Source organism: Nocardiopsis mwathae (genome assembly GCF_014201195.1).
GTDB lineage: Bacteria > Actinomycetota > Actinomycetes > Streptosporangiales > Streptosporangiaceae > Nocardiopsis_C > Nocardiopsis_C mwathae.
In genome coordinates, this window is sequence record NZ_JACHDS010000001.1 from 2,277,842 (window position 1) to 2,294,998 (window position 17,157).

The 17,157-nt window shown below is 73.7% G+C and carries 10 protein-coding genes; 7 read left to right on the plus strand and 3 right to left on the minus strand.

Annotated elements, in window-relative coordinates:
* Positions 1–31: 31 nt before the first annotated feature.
* Entirely contained in the window at positions 32–514 is a 483-nt protein-coding gene (locus tag HNR23_RS09610) for a DoxX family protein (RefSeq protein WP_184075125.1), read from the minus strand.
* Between HNR23_RS09610 and HNR23_RS09615 the strand changes: the two genes are divergently transcribed.
* Positions 498–893: a winged helix-turn-helix transcriptional regulator gene (locus tag HNR23_RS09615; protein ID WP_184075127.1), complete on the plus strand. Its 396-nt coding sequence runs from the start codon at positions 498–500 to the stop codon at positions 891–893. The genes HNR23_RS09610 and HNR23_RS09615 overlap by 17 nt on opposite strands.
* A gap of 393 nt (positions 894–1,286) precedes the next feature.
* Entirely contained in the window at positions 1,287–2,240 is a 954-nt protein-coding gene (locus HNR23_RS09620) for a multicopper oxidase family protein (RefSeq protein WP_246421673.1), read from the plus strand.
* Between the two features lie 106 nt (positions 2,241–2,346).
* On the opposite strand, the gene HNR23_RS09625 is transcribed toward HNR23_RS09620, so the two are convergent.
* Positions 2,347–4,875 carry a heavy metal translocating P-type ATPase gene (locus tag HNR23_RS09625; protein WP_184075130.1) on the minus strand — a complete coding sequence of 843 codons (2,529 nt, stop codon included), beginning with the start codon at positions 4,873–4,875 and terminating at the stop codon, positions 2,347–2,349.
* Positions 4,876–5,512: 637 nt separating this feature from the next.
* Between HNR23_RS09625 and HNR23_RS09630 the strand changes: the two genes are divergently transcribed.
* A complete protein-coding gene (locus HNR23_RS09630) occupies positions 5,513–6,598 on the plus strand; it encodes an alpha-lytic protease prodomain-containing protein (RefSeq protein ID WP_184075132.1) in 1,086 nt (361 codons plus the stop codon).
* Positions 6,599–6,737: 139 nt separating this feature from the next.
* Here the strand turns inward: HNR23_RS09630 and HNR23_RS09635 are convergent, their stop codons facing one another.
* Positions 6,738–7,310: a thioredoxin family protein gene (locus tag HNR23_RS09635; RefSeq protein ID WP_184075134.1), complete on the minus strand. Its 573-nt coding sequence runs from the start codon at positions 7,308–7,310 to the stop codon at positions 6,738–6,740.
* A 595-nt stretch (positions 7,311–7,905) separates the two neighbouring features.
* Between HNR23_RS09635 and HNR23_RS09640 the strand changes: the two genes are divergently transcribed.
* From HNR23_RS09640 to HNR23_RS09655, 4 genes are read left to right on the plus strand one after another with little or no spacing between them, the layout of a single operon-like run.
* A complete protein-coding gene (locus HNR23_RS09640) occupies positions 7,906–9,654 on the plus strand; it encodes a fatty acyl-AMP ligase (protein ID WP_184075136.1) in 1,749 nt (582 codons plus the stop codon).
* Positions 9,655–9,659: 5 nt separating this feature from the next.
* Positions 9,660–14,738 (plus strand): type I polyketide synthase, encoded by a 5,079-nt coding sequence (locus HNR23_RS09645; protein WP_184075138.1) that lies wholly within the window; start codon positions 9,660–9,662, stop codon positions 14,736–14,738.
* Positions 14,735–14,926 (plus strand): hypothetical protein, encoded by a 192-nt coding sequence (locus tag HNR23_RS09650; protein ID WP_184075140.1) that lies wholly within the window; start codon positions 14,735–14,737, stop codon positions 14,924–14,926. The genes HNR23_RS09645 and HNR23_RS09650 overlap by 4 nt, the downstream gene beginning before the upstream one ends.
* The gene (locus HNR23_RS09655; protein ID WP_184075142.1) at positions 14,923–17,091 is read left to right on the plus strand and encodes a beta-ketoacyl synthase N-terminal-like domain-containing protein; all 2,169 of its coding nucleotides are present in this window, start codon (positions 14,923–14,925) and stop codon (positions 17,089–17,091) included. Before HNR23_RS09650 ends, HNR23_RS09655 begins: the two co-directional genes overlap by 4 nt.
* The last annotated feature ends 66 nt before the right edge of the window (positions 17,092–17,157 follow it).

Here is a 17,157-nt window from a genome sequence, read left to right on the forward strand (position 1 = left end):
CGGGATGCGGCTCCGGCCCCGGAGCGCAGGGTCACATCGCCAGCAGCCGGGTCGCCAGCGCCGCGGCCGAGAGCGCGAGGAGGACGGCGGCAGGCGCCATGCTCTTGACCGGGTCACCCTGCCTGACGTGGAATCCGAGCGCGAGGACCATCAGCACCGACAGCCCCGTCGCGGCGGCGGCACCCAACCAGGCGGCCTGCGCGATCCCCAGCCAAACGCCCAGCAGGCCGACGATCAATCCGGCCCCGCCGAGCACTTCGAACACCCCGGTCAAACGCATGATCCGGAGGTCGAGACCCAGGCCGACCGTCTGGTCCACGGCACTTTTCAGTGCCAGCGCCTTGGGGACACCGATGGCCAGTACCGCCACGGCGAGAAGAACGGCCAGGACCATGGCGGCGATGAGCATGCCTGCCTCCCGTATTGTTGATCGCGAACCCACAGACGTGAGGAACATGATGGCCGATATAACGCAGGTGACGAAAGACGGAAAATCCATGTTCGGAACGAACACCGGTGTTCCTTACGAGGTCCCAGGACATGTCGGCCGGTGTAATGTCCGAGATGTCCTGGACCGCATCGGCGACAAGTGGAGCGTCCTGGTGATCGCACTGCTCGGCGACGGACCGTTGCGCTATTCGGAACTCCGCCGCCGGATCGACGGCGTGTCGCAGCGGATGCTCACCCTGACCCTGCGGAACCTGGAACGCGACGGCCTGGTGGCCCGCACGGTGACCCCGCAGACGCCGCCCCGCGTCGACTACGCGCTCACCGAGCTCGGGCGCACCCTGTTCGAGCGCCTGCGCCCCGTCCTCGACTGGGCCGAGGAGAACCACGCCTCCATCGCCGCCAGCCGCGAGCGCTACGACGGCGCGCCGGAACACACCCGATGAGACGGCGGCGGCCCCCAGTCCGGCCGAGGACCGGAGGGCCGCCGCAGGGAGTGGGGGTTCGCCGGGCGGCCTTGTGGGCGAGCATGTGCGGGGTGGTCGGCGGGAAAAGCAGCGGCGAGGGCGAGTGCGTGGTGGGGCGCCGCTGCCCCACCACGGTCGGCGGCGCCCTCGGGGCGGGAATGCGCTTTCCGTGGGCGGGCGGGTTCCGGACATGCCGGAGTGAGGATGGCGGACGGCCCCATCCGCCTGGCGCTCGATTCATCCGGCTCCCGTGAATGACCATGGGATCCGATCGGGCACAACGGACGCCATCGGATGCCAACCCATGATCACCGCAGAAGGCCGCCCCCGGAGCGGGATCCGTTCCGGGCCGCGAACGAACCCGCCCAGCGCTTGGTCAGGCCCACCGACGACATCATCGATGCGGTCGAGGAAGAGCGCCCCGGTACGGGGCGGGAACGAACGTTCGGCATTCGCGCCACCGAGTCCGAGCTCACGCTCGGCCGACGTTCGGTGCCGACATGGAGCTACGGTGACGCCCTCCCCGGCGAGGCACTGCGGCTCACCGCGGGTGACACTCTCTTGGCCACGCTGCACAACCGGCTCCCGGAGCCGACCTCCATCCACTGGCACGGCCTGGCCATGCGCAACGACATGGACGGAGCGCCGCCGGCCACCCAGAAGGCCATTCCCCCCGGTGGAGAGTTCACCTATCGCTTCATCGCGGACACCCCCGGCACCCACTGGTTCCACCCGCATGTGGGAACGCAGCTCGACCGCGGCCTCTACGCGCCGATCATCGTGGACGACCCCCGGGAGCCGCTCTCCTACGACGAGGAGTGGATCGTCATGCTCGACGACTGGCTGGACGGGATCGATTCCACCCCGGACGACGTGCTCGCCGCAGTGCGCCCCGACGAACTCGACGGCGAGGTCGTGCACGCCACGGACCTGGCGGCGGAGGAATCGGTTCGCCTGGAGGAGCGTGACCCGGAGATCGAGCACCGGATCGAGCTGACCGGCGGCATGGCCGACTACGACTGGGCGATCAACGGACGCGCCTTCGACCACGGCGCCCCCACCGACGGTGCGTTCGAGGTGCGCCAAGGGCAGCGGGCACGGTTCACCTTCGTCAACTCCACCGAAATGTGGCACCCGATGCACCTGCACGGCCACACCTTCCAGGTGGGGCCGCAGGGCCCGCGCAAGGACACCCTCATCGTGCTGCCGGGCCAGTCCCTGGCCTGCGACTTCGACGCGACCAAACCCGGACTGTGGCTCGTGCACTGCCACAACCTCTACCACGGGGAGGCCGGGATGATGGGCCTGCTGGCCTACACCGCCTGAGGGTGATCGAGCTCGCGGAGGCGGCGGTGCCCAACGGCCGCAGGCCCGAAAGCACCGCCGCTGCAGCGAGCGAGGAACCCGAAGGCGCAAAACAACACCCCTGACGTCAGCCCCGCGCCTGCTCTCGGGCCGCACGGGTGCGGGCGTCGCCCGGATCCGCGCGGTGCGGGGCGTCGGGGCTCCAGCGGCGGAGGCGGGAGGCGTTGGTGACCACTGACAAGGAGCTGAGCGCCATGGCGGCGGCCGCGATCATCGGGTTGAGCGTGATGGCCCACAGCGGGTAGAGCACACCGGCGGCGACCGGCACGCCGGTGGCGTTGTAGATGAACGCGAAGAACAGGTTCTCGCGGATGTTGCGCATGGTGGCGCGCGAGAGCCGGATCGCCGTCACCACGCCGGACAGCGACCCGGAGATGAGCGTGATGTCGGCGGCCTCGATGGCCACGTCGGTGCCGGTGCCGATCGCCATGCCCACGTCGGCGGCGGCCAGTGCCGGGGCGTCGTTGATGCCGTCACCGACCATGGCCACGGTGCGCCCCTCGTCCTGCAGGCGGCGGATCTCGTTCGCCTTGTGCTCGGGCAGCACTTCGGCCAGGACGCGGTCCACCCCGATCCGTGCGGCGATGGCCTGGGCGGTGCGCGTGCTGTCACCGGTGATCATGACCACGGTCAGCCCGAGCCGCTGCAGGTCGGCGACTGCCGCGGCGGAGTCCTCCTTCAGGGTGTCGGCGACGGCGAGTACCCCGGCGGGGCGGCCGTCGATCGCGGCGAGGACGGGCGTCTTTCCTTGGACGGAGAGCTCGGCCGCGACCGGCGTGAGCGGTGCGGTGTCGACTCCGGCGTCGTCGAGCAGCCGGGCGGTGCCCACCAGGAGGGCGTGGCCGTCCACGGTGGCCCGGACGCCCTTGCCGGTGATGGAGTCGAAGTCGCCGACTGCGGGCGGTGCCAGTCCGCGGTCGCGCGCTCCGGCGAGGATCGCGCCGGCCAGGGGGTGCTCGCTGGTCTCCTCGGCACCGGAGACGAGCCGCAGCAGGGTGTCCTCCTCGATGCCGTCGGCCGGGTGCACGTCGGTGAGGACGGGCGCCCCTGCGGTGATGGTGCCGGTCTTGTCCAGGACGACGGTGTCCAGCTTGTGGGCGGTCTCCAGGGCCTCCGCCGAGCGGATGAGGATGCCCGCCTGCGCCCCCTTGCCGGTGCCGACCATGACCGACAGCGGCGTGGCCAGGCCCAGCGCGCACGGGCAGGCGATGATGAGCACGGCGACGGCCGACACCAGTGCGAGGGTGAGTGCGGGTGGCGGGCCGAGGGTGAACCACGCGGCGAACGCGACGATCGCGATGGCGATGACGGCGGGCACGAAGTAGCCGGAGACCGCGTCGACGAGCCGCTGGATCGGGGCCTTGGACGCCTGGGCCTGCTGGACCAGGCGGATGATCTGGGCGAGCATGGTGTCGGCCCCGACCTTGGCGGCGCGCACGCGCAGACTTCCGGTTCCGTTGACGGTCGCGCCGATCACGGTGTCCCCCGCCCGCTTGGTGGAGGGCATGGGCTCGCCGGTGACCATCGACTCGTCCACCGCAGAAGCCCCGGACAGCACCTCGGCGTCGACCGGCACCTTCTCTCCGGGCCGGATGACCAGCTCGTCGCCGACGGCCACGTCCTCGATGGGGATCTCGGTTTCGGTTCCTTCGCGGATCACCCGGGCGGTGCGGGCCTGCAGCCCCAGGAGTGCCCGGATGGCCTCGCCGGTTCCGGCCCTGGCCCGGGCCTCCAGCAGGCGTCCGAGCAGGATCAGGGTGAGGATCACCCCGACCGCCTCGAAGTAGACCTCGCGCACGTCGGCCGGGAACACGCCGGGGACGACGGTGACCAGGACACTGTAGACGTAGGCAGCGGTCGTGCCGAGCGTGATGAGGCTGTTCATGTCCGCGGCGCGGTGGCGCAGGGTGAGCCAGCCGGTGATGTGGATCGGCCAGCCGGTGTAGAACATGACCGGCGTGATCAGGGCCAGCTGCACCCAGGGGATGAGCACCCAGGGCAGGACCCGGTCGGCGCCGAACACGTCGTGGGCCATGACGGCGATCAGCACCGGCAGGGTGAGGACGGCGCCGACGGCGACCCTGCGGGTCAGGTCGGCGACCTCGGCGCGCCGCTCGGCGGCCTCGGTGTCCTCGGCGGGGCCGCCGGGCCCGGCCACGCCCGGCTCGGCGGCGGTCGGGGCGCGTCCATCGGGGGCGGGCTCCGCCGATGGAGCGTCCTCAGCCGGTTCGACCAGGAGTGTCCCGTGGATCATGTTCATGCCGCAGGCGAAGCCGAACGACCCCGCACGGTCAGGGTTGAGCCGCACGGTGGTGCGGGCGTGCGCGGGAAGTCCGGCGGAGACCTGGAGGTCGGAGAAGACCACCCGGGACGTGCACTCCCCTGCTTCCTGGCGGTCGAACACCAGCTCCAGCGGTGTGCCCTGGCGGACCCGGATGACGCTGGGGCTGTAACCACCCTTGACCGTCACCTCCGCCCGCTGAACCGCGCCCTCGGCCCGGGCCGCCGTGGCGCGGCGCGGCCCGAAGAAGAACCAGCCCAGGCCCGCGACGAGCAGGGCCGCCGTGAGGACCACGACGATATCGACGGCATCCATAGCTGATCGCCCCCCGTCCCAGTGTCGCGCTGATCACCCTCTGGGGGTAGTGCCCCGTGCCCCGACATGCCAGGACGGTCGGCCCGCAGTCGGTTGTGGGCCCGGGGTGCGGTCCGGGCACGCCCGCGACGCCGGGGGCCGTTGACAGCGGCACCACATCCACCGGGCAATCAGGACTTAAACCTCTTCCTGCGGCATTGGCCGCATCCGGCCACCCCGCTGAGCCCGTGACCTCGGACGGATGTTGAAGGTCGAACAGAACGTGATCACAGGATCCACGTTTGCCCAGTTCGATTGATCGATCAACAATCCAACGATCACGACGGGTGATTGCCTCGCGGTGCATCTGCCCATTTGACCGATTTTCTCCACCCCTAGCGCTTTCGTCGCACGATGCCTTAGATTTCCCGACAATTCACCACCCCACATGGTGAACGCGGTCGACGTGCGACCCACAAGGTCCACGGCGACCCCGGAGCCGAGCCCCGGACCTGCGGATTCGGAGCGCGGTTTCCGATTTGTTAACCCCTTATGAAAGGGCAGGGAATTGTCTTCATCCCCCACACCACCCCGCACAACATCCCGCACAACCCGTGCGATCGGCGGAACCGTTCTGGCTCTGGGCCTGACGTTCGCCGTGGCGCCGGCGGCACAGGCCGCACCCGAGTCGCCGGCGGCATCCCCCGAACAACTGGAGGCGATGCAGCGCGACCTCGGCCTCACCGAGGCCGCGGCCACCGACCTCCTCGAAGCCGAGGCCGAGGCCCAGGCCGTCGAGGAGAAGCTGCGCACCGCCCTGGGCGACGACTTCGGCGGCGCCCTCTTCGACATCGGCACACAAGAGCTCACCGTCCAGGTGACCGACGCCGACGCCGTGAAGGCGGTCGAGGCCGAGGGCGCCGAGGCCGAGGTCGTCGAGCACGGTGAGGCCGAGCTCGACGAGGTCATGGGCGTGCTCGACGGCGCCGAGGCGGACGCCGACGACGCCATCGCGGGCTGGAGGGTCGACCCCGCCAGCGACTCCGTCGTCGTGACCGTTGCGCACGGTCAGGCGGCCGCCGCCGAGGACTTCATCGCCGAGGCCGGTGTGGACGCCGACGCGGTGACGGTCGAGGAGAGCGCCGAGCAGCCGCGGACCTACGCCGACCTCATCGGCGGCAACCCCTACTACTTCCAGGTCAGCGGGGCGTGGTACGTGTGCTCCGTGGGCTTCCCGGTCGTGGGCGGCTACGTGACGGCCGGCCACTGCGGCGACCGGGGCAGCGCTGCCTGGCAGAACCCGAACACCGGCAACCGGATCGGCACCGTGGAGCAGTCCATCTTCCCGCGCCAGGACTCCGGCTTCGTGCGGGTGACCAACTCCAACTTCATCCCGGTCCCGCTGGTGAACGACTACAGGGGTGGAACGGTGGCCGTCACGGGCTCGGCCGAGGCCGCCGTGGGCGCGTCGGTCTGCCGCTCCGGGCAGACCACCGGCTGGCGCTGCGGCACCATCCAGTCGAAGAACCAGACGGTGCGCTACCCCGAGGGAACGGTGCACGGCCTCACGCGCACCAGCGCCTGCGCCGAGGGCGGCGACTCGGGCGGCTCCTGGCTCAGCGGAACCCAGGCCCAGGGCGTGACCTCCGGCGGATCCGGCAACTGCACCTGGGGCGGCACCACCTACTTCCAGCCGCTCAACCCGATCCTGAACCAGTGGAACCTGACCCTGCTCACCCGCTGACGGGCTGATCGGCAGCGCCCGGGCAGGCCCCACGTCCTCCCTCCCCGGGCCCGCCGGGTCCATCGGCACACGAAGGCCGACCGGTGCACCACCCTCCGCACCGGTCGGCCTTTTCGTCATGCCGTGGGAAAAGCACCTGTCAGGCGTCCGGGTCGTTCTCCGGCTTCCACTTGACGCCGCAGCCGAGGCTGGGGGTGTGCGGCTCGGGCACCGGCCTGCCGCTCAGGACCGCCTCCAGCGCGGCCCGCAGGTCGGCGCCGTCGGACGGGAGGTCGTTGCCGGGGCGCGCGGCGTCGAACCGCCCGCGGTAGGCCAGGCGCTGACGGCCGTCGTAGACGAAGAGGTCGGGGGTGCAGGCCGCGCGGTAGTCCAGGGCGACCCGCTGGGACTCGTCGACGAGGTAGGGGAAGGCGAACCCGGCCCGCCGGGCCTGCTCGGCGAGGTGCGCGGCATCGTCGTCGGGGTAGTCGGCGACGTCGTTGCTGCAGATCGCGACGGTGGCCACGCCCCTGTCCATGTATTCGGCGGTCACTGCGCCGATGCCGTTCTCGATCCGGCGTACGTAGGGGCAGTGGTTGGACAGGAAGAACACGACCAGGGCCGGGGCGTCGGCGAAGTCACCGAGGGACACCGTGCCCCCGCCGACCGCGGGGAGTGTGAAGTCCGGGGCGGGGGTGCCGAGGTCGACCATGTAGGAGTTCACAGCTGCCATGGCGGCAGTCTGTCATATGCCGCCGGTCACAGGGGCGGGTGAGGCGCGCGATACCCCCTCTCCTGCGTTGGTCTCGGCGACGTGCGCCGAATGCCGGCGATCATTCGGCGCACGTCGCCGAGACCAACGGAAGGGGTCCGCGCCGGACGCCCACTTCTGCCCGGATTTGCGCAGGATCGGCGAATTCAGCACCGCCCGCTGTGATGAACGCCACCCGAAGCAGGTACCGAATATGGGGCGCAGGGAATTTCCGCTGCTCAATGACTCGACACCGGCGAAGATTCAATCATCGAGACCGAAGTGCAGGCGATCGAAGGATTCGTCCAGGACACTTATTAATACTTTCACTACCGCAATGACCTGCTCATACGTCGACACAGACGAGTACGTTACCTCCATTTAACAAATCCCCAGAAGAACGATCTTCCCGGGCACTGGAAAAATAAGTTACCGACAGGTACTTTCCTCTCACAGCCCGCTTTCGCTCGCTACGAGCCTGTGCGACCGCACTTCTCCCCCACCCATGCGGAGAAGGCGGTTCGCGAATGAACGATGCACTCCTGCCTGCTTATCCACGTATTACGGAGAAACAGCCATGCCCGCATCGACCACGCTGTACGACCTGTGCCGGGACCGGGCCGAGACGCGGCCCGACAGCACCGCCTTCACCTTTCTGCACGGCGGCGAGGCGGCCGCCGACCTCACCTACCGGGGCCTGGACGACGCGGCGCGCGGCATCGCGGCCGGACTGGCCCCCCTGGCCCGGCCCGGCGACCGGGCGCTGCTGCTCTACGAGCCGGGCCTCGACTTCCTCGCCGCCTTCTACGGCTGCCTGTACGCCGGGCTCATCCCCGCACCGGTGCCCCCGCCCAACGCCCGGAAGGCCACCCAGGCACTGGCCCGGCTGATGGCGATCGCCGCCTCCGCGGAGGCCACCCTGCTGCTGTCCACCGGCGGGCTACTGGCCCGGCTGGCCGCCGCGCTGGGCACCGACGGCGCCACCGGCCCCGCCGCGCTGGGCATCACCCCCGTGGCCACCGACCTGCTCACCGCCGACCCCGCCGACTGGCGCCCGCCCCGGCCGACCCCCGACGACCCGGCCTACCTCCAGTTCTCCTCCGGGTCGACCGGCCAGCCCAAGGGCACGGTGATCACCCATTCCGCAGCCCTGCACAACCTCGATCAGATCAGCCGCACCTGCGGGCTCGGCCCGGAGCACGGCCTGGTCAGCTGGCTGCCCATGCACCACGACACCGGCCTGGTCGCGGGCGCGCTGGTACCGCTCCACGACGGCTTCCCCGTCTGGCTCATGTCCCCGCTGGAGTTCCTGCAGCGGCCCGCGGCGTGGCTGTCGGCGATCTCGCGGCTGCCGGTGACCGGCACGGTCGCCCCCGACTTCGGCTACGAGCTGTGCGTGCGGCGGGTCAACGAGCGCCAGCGCGCCGACCTCGACCTTTCCGGCCTGCGCCTGGCGCTGAGCGGCGCCGAACCGGTCCGCCCGGCCACCATCGAAGCGTTCACTCAGGCCTTCGAACCGTGCGGCTTCCGGAGCACCGCCTTCCTGCCCTGCTACGGCCTCGCCGAGGCCACCCTGCTGGTCAGCGGCGGCCCCGCGGAGACCGGGGTGCGGACGCTCGGCTGCGACGCCGAGGCGCTGGCCCACAACGACGTCGTGCCCGCCGCCGGCGCGCCCGGCGCACGCACCCTGGTGGCGTGCGGCCAGGTGGTGCACGGTGTCGAGGCCGTGATCGTCGACCCGGAGTCCACCACCCCCTGCCCGCCCGGCCGGGTCGGCGAGATCTGGCTGGACGGCCCCAACGTGGGCAGCGGCTACTACAACGACCCCGAGCGCACCGCCGAGACCTTCGGTGCCGTGCTCGCCGGCACCCCGGGCCGTACCTACCTGCGCACCGGCGACCTCGGCTTCCTCCACGAGGGCCTGCTCTACATCACCGGCCGGATCAAGGACGTGCTGATCGTCGACGGCCGCAACCTCTACTCCCAGGACCTCGAACTCACCATCCGCGAGAGCCACCCGGCACTGGACGCCCACAAGTGCGCGGTGTTCCCGGTCGACGACGGCACCCGCGAGGAGATCGTCGCGGTCGTCGAGGCCGACCCCGACGACGGCCCGGACGAGGACCGGCTGGCCAAGACCGTGCGCGAGGCGGTCGGCGCCGAGCACGGGGTGCAGCTCGACCGCGTCCTCGCGGTGCGCCCCGGCAGCATCCCGCTGACCGCCAGCGGCAAGGTCCAGCGCTTCGCCTGCCGCGACGCCGTGCTCGACGGCACGCTCGACGCCGCGCGTATCACCCCGCCCGCCCCTGCCCCGGAGGAGGTCTAGAAGCCATGGCCGACGACACCACCGACCGCACCCCGCCGCCGGACGCCGCGCGGCTCCGGGCCTGGCTGACCGAGCGGGTCGCCGACCTCGGCGGCATCGAGCCGGCCGAGGTGGACCCGCGCGACACCTGGGAGAGCTACGGCATGGCCTCGGCCGATGCCGTCGGCCTCTCCGGCGAACTGGAGGAGTGGCTGCAGCGCCCGCTGCCGCCCACCCTGGTCTACGAGCACCCCACGATCGACGCGCTGGTCGCCTACCTCACCGCCCCCGCCGCAGACCCCGAACCCGCACGCACCCCCACGGCGCTGCCCTCCCCCGCGGCCGCCCGCCACCCCGCGCCGGCCGGCGCGGGCCCCGAGGCCGACCCGGTGTGCGTGGTCGGCCTCGGCTGCCGGTTCCCCGGCGGAGCGCACGGCCCCGACCGGTACTGGGACCTGCTGAGAGGCGGCGGCCACGCCGCCGTCGAGGTGCCCCGCGACCGGTGGGACGCGGACGCCTACTTCGATCCCGACCCGGACCGCCCCGGCGCCGTCTACACCCGCCACGGCGGGTTCCTCGACGACATCGCCGGATTCGACGCCGGCCTGTTCGGCATCTCGCCGGGCGAGGCACTGCGCATGGACCCGCAGCAGCGCCTTGTCCTGGAGGTGGCCTGGGAGGCGCTGGAGCACGCCGGGATCGCGGTCGACGGGCTGCGCGGCAGCCGCACCGGCATGTTCCTCGGCATGATGGACACCGGCCAGTACTCCCAGCTCCAGCTCGACCAAGACGGACGGGCGTGCCTGGACGACCCGAACTTCGGGATCGGCGCGGCGCCCAGTGTCGCCGCCGGCCGGCTCTCCTACCTACTGGACCTGCGCGGGCCCGCGCTCAGCGTGGACACCGCGTGCTCGTCGTCCCTGGTGGGCGTGCACCTGGCGGCCCAGGCCCTGCGCCGGGGCGAGTGCGACCTCGCGCTGGCAGCCGGGGTGAGCGCGCTGGCGCACCCCGACGGGATGGTGCAGGCGTACCGGATGCGGATGCTCGCCGCCGATGGGCGCTGCAAGACCTTCGACGAGTCGGCCGACGGCTTCCTCATGGGCGAGGGCTGCGGTGCGGTGGTCCTGGAGCGGCTGAGCTCCGCACGCGCCAACGGGCACCGGGTGCTGGCGGTACTGCGCGGTTCGGCCGTCAACCAGGACGGCCGCAGCAACGGGCTGACCGCTCCGAACAAGCAGGCGCAGACGGCGGTGGTCCGCGCGGCCCTGGCGGCGGCCGGCACCGCGCCCGACGACGTCGACTACGTGGAGGCACACGGGTCGGGCACCCGGCTGGGCGACTCCCTGGAGATCGAGGGCCTGGCCGAGGCGTTCGGCCCCCGCCCCGCCGACCGGCACCCGCTGGTGGTCGGCGCGGTCAAGACCAACCTCGGCCACCTGCTGGGTGCGGCGGGCATGGCCGGGCTCATCAAGGCGGTCCTGGTACTGCGGCACGGAGAGGTCCCGCGCAACCTGCACCTGGACCGGCCGATCGCGGCGGTGAAGGACGCGGCGGCGACCCTGGTGCTGCCCGAGGACCCGGTGCCGCTGCCGGGCGACGGCCGGCCCCGGGTCGCCGGGGTGAGCTCCTTCGGCTGGTCGGGGACCAACGCGCACGCCGTGCTGGAGCAGGCGCCGCCCGAGGACCGCGGGTCCGGGGCCGGGGAGCAGGGCCCGCACCTGCTCACCCTGTCGGCTGCCTCGGAGCCCGCCCTCGCCGCGGCGGCCGGGCGGCTGGCCGACCACCTCGGCGGTCGGACGGACTGCGGCGCGCCCGCGCTGGGCGACGTCGCGCACACCCTGCGCACCGGCCGCAGCGCGCTGGACCACCGCCGCTCGCTGGTGGTCCGCGACACCGACGACGCGCGCGGCGCCCTGGCCGACCTCGCCGGTCAGGCCGAGCACGGGGTGGGCGTGCGCGCCCGCGCGGCGGCGCCGGTGGTGTTCATGTTCCCGGGGGTCGGCGACCAGTACCCCGGGATGGGTCGCGGCCTCTACGAGCGCTTCGCGGCGTTCCGTGCGGCCGTGGACGAGTGCGCGGAGATCCTGCGCGAACCCCTGGGCGCCGACGTCCGCGACCTGCTCGACCCCGAGGGCGGCACCTCGCCCGAGGGCGAGGTCGCCCCGTCGGGCGGCCTGGACCTGCGCGCCCTGATGGGCCGGGGACAGGCCGAGGGGCCGGTGTCGCCGCTGCACCGCACCGAGGTCGCCCACCCGGCCGTGTTCGTGACCGAGTACGCGCTGGCGCGGCTGTGGATGAGCCTCGGGGTGCGCCCGACCGCGCTCATCGGCTACAGCCTGGGCGAGTACGTGGCGGCCTGCGTGTCGGGCGTGTTCACCCTGGAGGACGCGCTGCGCCTGGTGGCCGAGCGCGCCCGGCTGATCGACGCCACCGAGCCGGGCGCCATGCTCGCGGTGGCGGCACCCGAGGAGCGGGTGCGGTCCATGCTGCCGCCCGAGCTGTCGGTTGCGGCGGTCAACGGCCCGGCGATGACGGTGGTCAGCGGTGCTTCGGAGGCGGTCGCCGAGTTCGAGGCGAGTCTCAATGGTGTGGCCCGCCAGCGGGTGCGCACCACCCACGCGTTCCACTGCGACCTGCTCGCCCCCGTCGCCGAGCGGGTGGCGGAGGTGGTGCGGGGCGTGCCCCGCTCAGAGCCGCGCATCCCGTTCGCCGCGAACCTCACCGGTGACTGGATCACGGCGGAGGAGGCGCGCGACCCCGCCTACTGGGCCGCGCACACCCGCTCCACCGTCCGGTTCGCCGAGGGGCTGGCGACCGTCGGCGCGGACACCCCGCCGGTCCTCTTGGAGGCCGGCCCGGGGCAGACGCTGTCGGGGCTGGCGATGCAGGTGCTGCGCGGCGGCGCGAGCGCCGTGGCCTCGATGCGCCCCGAGCACCAGCCCGACGACGACACCGAGGTGCTGCTGGGCGCGGCCGGGCGGCTGTGGGAGCAGGGCGTCGACCTGGACACCCGGGAGCTGGGGCCGGAGGGGCGGCTCGTGCCGCTGCCCGGCTACCCCTTCGAGCACACCCGGTTCTGGCCGGCCGCTCCCAACAGCGCCGACCGGTCCCGGCCGGTGCCCTCCCGGTCGCAGGTCCGGCGCGGGGGCAAGCTGCCCGACCTGGCCGACTGGTGCCACGCCCCGGTCTGGGAGCAGGCACCGGCGCCCCGCCCGCCGCTCCCGGCCGACCCTGAGGTGTGGCTGCTGTTCGCCGACGCCGACGGTGTCTGCGCGGAACTGGCGGCGTGGCTCGCGGACTCGGGTGCGGGCACCCCGGTGCTGGTGGAACCGCGCGGTGAGGCTGCGGCCGACACCCGGTCCGGCCGGCACGCGGGGGCGCGGACCGCCGAGGAGCCCCTGTCCATCGACCCGGCGTCGCCCGAGGCCTACGTTGAGCTGCTGGGCGAGGTCGTCCGGCGGCACGGGCCGGTGCGCCGGATCGTGCACGCCTGGTCGGCCCGCTCGCAGGGTTCGGGCCGGGCCGCCGTCCCCGGCGCGGCCGCCGCCGGTCCGCACAGCCTCCTCTTCCTCGCCCAGGCCCTGGGCCGGGCCCTGGGGGGCGAGCCGGTGGAGCTGGTGGCGCTGACGGCCAACGCGCTGGCGGTCACCGGCGGCGACGGCGGCCACCCGGAGCGGGCGACCGCGCTGGGTGTGTGCCGCTCCATCGACCTGGAGTACCCGAGCGTCCGCGCCCGGGTCGTCGACATCGACCTGGACGAACCGTGGGCCGCCCGGGAGGCGGCCGGTCGGCTGGGGCGGGAGCTGGCGCAGTCCGAGGCGGCCGAGGTCACCGCCTACCGGGGCCGCCGCCGGTGGATCCGGGGTTGGCGGGCCGCGCCCCTCCCCGCGGCCGAACCGCGCGAGGTGTGGCGGGATGAGGGCGGCTACCTGGTCACCGGCGGCCTCGGCGGGCTGGGCCTCGCCCTGGCCGGTCACCTGGCGCGCACCCTGCGCGCCCGGCTGACGCTGGTCGGGCGCACCGCGCTGCCCGACCGCGAGCTCTGGACCGGGTTGCTGGCCGCCGACGACACCGACCCGGAGCTGCGCCGCCGGATCGAGGGCCTCCTCGACCTGGAGGCGGCCGGTGCCGAGGTACTGCCGGTGGCCGCCGACATCGCCGATCCCGAGGAGGCGCGGTCGGTCGTGGCCGCGGCCCGCGAGCGCTTCGGCACGGTGCACGGTGTCGTCCACGCGGCCGGCGTGCCCGGTGAGGGCCTGGTACAGGCGAAGACGGCCGACCGGTTCGACCGGGTGCTGCGCCCCAAGGTCGCCGGCACGCTCGCGCTGGCCGAGGCGCTGGCGGAGGACCCGCCGGACTTCATCGCCCTGTACTCCTCGGCCACCGCCGTTCTGGGCGGCCTGGGCGAGAGCGACTACTGCGCGGCCAACGCCTTCCTGGGCGCCTACGCCCAGGCCGCGCCCGCCGGGACGCGGGTGGTGGCGGTCGACTGGGGGCCGTGGCGCTGGGACAGCTGGCAGGCGGCGGCGCTGGCCGACCGGCCCGACGCGCTCGCCAGGGTCGAGGAGCTGCGTGAGCGCTACGGGATCACCTTCGACGAGGGCCACGACCTGCTCACCCGGATCCTCGCCGCGGACGCGCCGCAGGTGCTGGTGATCCCACAGGACATGGAGGCGGCCGCGGCCCAGTGGGCGGGCCTGGCCGAACTGCCCGGGCAGAGCGCCGCCCCGGCGCAGCGCTACCCGCGGCCGCGGCTGCGCACCCCGTTCGTCGCCCCGTCGACCCCGACCGAAGAGCGCATCGCCGCCCTGTGGCAGGAGCGGCTGGGCATCGACGGCGTGGGTGTCGACGACTCCTTCGTCGATCTTGGCGGCAACTCCCTGGTCGGCCTGGCGATCGTGGCGGCGATCGAGAAGGAGACGGGGGTGCGGCTGTCCGCGGCGGCGCTGCTGGAGGCGCCGACGGTGCGCGGGCTGGCCGGGCTCGTCGACGGTGACCGGCCCGGCGGACCGGGCGGCGCCGAGGCCGTGGAGCCGGACGCCGACCGCGGCCGGATACGCCGCGAGCGGATGCTGCGCCGCAGGGGACGGGAGGGCGGCCGATGATCCGCACCCCCCGCAGGCGGTCCCGGCCCCTGCCCGACGGCGAGCCCGTGCGCCGCGCCGTCTCCGCCCGGCCCCCGGCCACCCCGCCCGCCCGGCCCCCGGCCACCCCGCCCGACCGGGCCACGGCCGCCCCTGGCGCCGACGGCGCCGCCCCCGACCGACCCGAGCACAGGAGGAGCCGCGCATGAGCATCGATCCGGAGTCCGCGGTGGCGATCGTCGGGGTGGCCGGGCGGTTTCCCGGGGCCGGCTCGGTGGGCGCCCTGTGGGACAACCTGGCCGCCGGGGTGCGGTCGATCCGCCCGCTGAGCGATGCGGAGCTGCGCGCCCTGGCCCCCGAGGCACTCGCCGATCCCGCCTTCGTGCCCGTGACCGCCGATGTGGCCGACGCGGAGTACTTCGACGCCGAGTTCTTCGGGTTCACCGATGATGAGGCCGCCGCCATGGACCCGCAGAACCGGCTGTTCCTGGAGTGCGTCTGGGAGGCGATGGAGGACGCCGGGCACGACCCGATGGGGCCGGGGCTGCCGGTGGGCCTGTTCGCCGGGTGCGGCTTCCCCTCCTACCTGGCGCGGCTGGGCGGCCGCAAGGGCGCGGCCGAGGCGCCGGAGCTGCGGCGCGAGTCGGAGCGGATGCGCTACGCGGTCGGCAACGACCGGGACTCGCTGTGCTCGATGGTGTCCTACAAGCTGGACCTGCGCGGCCCCAGCATCGCCGTGCAGACGTTCAGCTCCTCGGCGCTGACGTCGGTCCACCTGGCCTGCCAGAGCCTGCTGGGCTACGAGACGGACCTGGCGCTGGCCGGGGGCGTGGCGGTGCACACCCCGCAGGCCACCGGGTACCGCTACGACGAGGCCGGGACGCAGTCGCCCGACGGCGCGTGCCGCAGCTTCGACGCCGAGTCCCGCGGGACCGTGATCGGCAACGGGCTGGGTGTCGTGGCGCTGAAACGGCTGGCCGACGCGCACGCCGATGGCGACCACGTCTACGCCGCGATCCTGGGCACCGCCGTGAACTGCGACGGCGGCGCCCGCGCCGGGTACGCCGCACCGGGGCGGGGCGGCAAGGCGCGGGTGGCCGCCGAGGCCCTGGCCAACGCCGGGGTCAGCGCGGCCGAGGTCGACTACGTCGAGGCGCTCGGCCTGGGTGTGATGGTCATCGACACCATCGAGCTCAACGCCCTGGCCCAGGTGTACGCCCCGGGCCGGACCGCCCCTCGCTCCTGCCCCGTCGGCACGCTCAAGCCCAACATGGGCCACCTGGAGCACGCCTCGGGGATCGCCAGCCTCATCAAGACGGCGCTGATGCTGGACCGCCGCACGCTGCTGCCGACCATCGGGCACACCGCGCCGAACGCGGCCCTGGCCGCGCCGGACGGCCCGTTCCGGTTGCAGACCGAGGTCGAGCCGTGGCGGCGGCACGGCGGGCAGCCGCGGCGGGCCGCGGTCAACAGCTTCGGTATCGGCGGCACCAACGCCCACGCCGTCCTGCAGGAGGCCCCGGAGCCACCGCGGCGGCCGGCCCCCCGAACCGGCGCGCCGCACCTGCTCGCGGTGTCGGCGCGGACCCCCGGGGCGCTGGAGGAGGCCGTGGCGCGGCTGCGCACGCACCTGGAACTGTGCCCCGAGGCGGAGCTGCGGGACGTGGCGCACACGCTGCGGACCGGCCGCACTCCCTTCGTCTACCGCAGGATCGCCGTGTGCCGCAGCGTGCCCGATGCGGTCGCGGCGCTCACGGGCGACGATCCGGGGCGCACCGCCGCGGCGGCGGCCGCCCCGGGCGAGGTGGTGCTGCGCTTCGGCACCGCGGCGGCCCCGCTGGGCGACGACGCCGACCTGCGCGCCGACGTGCCCGCCTTCGCCGCCGCGGTCGAGGAGTGTGCCGCGGCCGCCCCGGCGGGCGCGGCCGACGCCGGGCCGCAGGCGGCCGCGTTCGTCGCCCAGTACGCGCTGGGGCGGGCACTGGCCGCGCTCGGGGCGCCGCCGCGGCTGGTCACCGGGCGGGGGGTGGGCCACCTGGCGACCGCCTGCCTGGCCGGAGCGATGCCGCTGTCCGAGGCGCTGGCGGCCGCCCGTATCGGGGGGCCGGTTCCCCCGGACGGCCAGGAGGCGGCCAAGCCCGAGGACGTCGTCGTCGAGGTCGGCGCCGACACCGCGGTGCCGGGTGCCGTCCCCGCGTTCGGTCCGGGCCTGTGCCGGACGCAAGGCACCCGCTTCGCCCTGGCCGAGCTGGCCGGGCGGCTGTGGCTGGCCGGCCTCCGGCTCGACTGGTCGGGGCTGCCCGGCGACGGGCCCGGCCGCCGGACCCCGCTGCCCACCTACCCGTTCCAGCGCCGCCGGCACTGGATCGATTGAGGGGCGGTGCCTTTGGCCGGCCCGCCCCGGCAGGACCCCCAGGAACCCCCTGGCACAGCGAGAGGA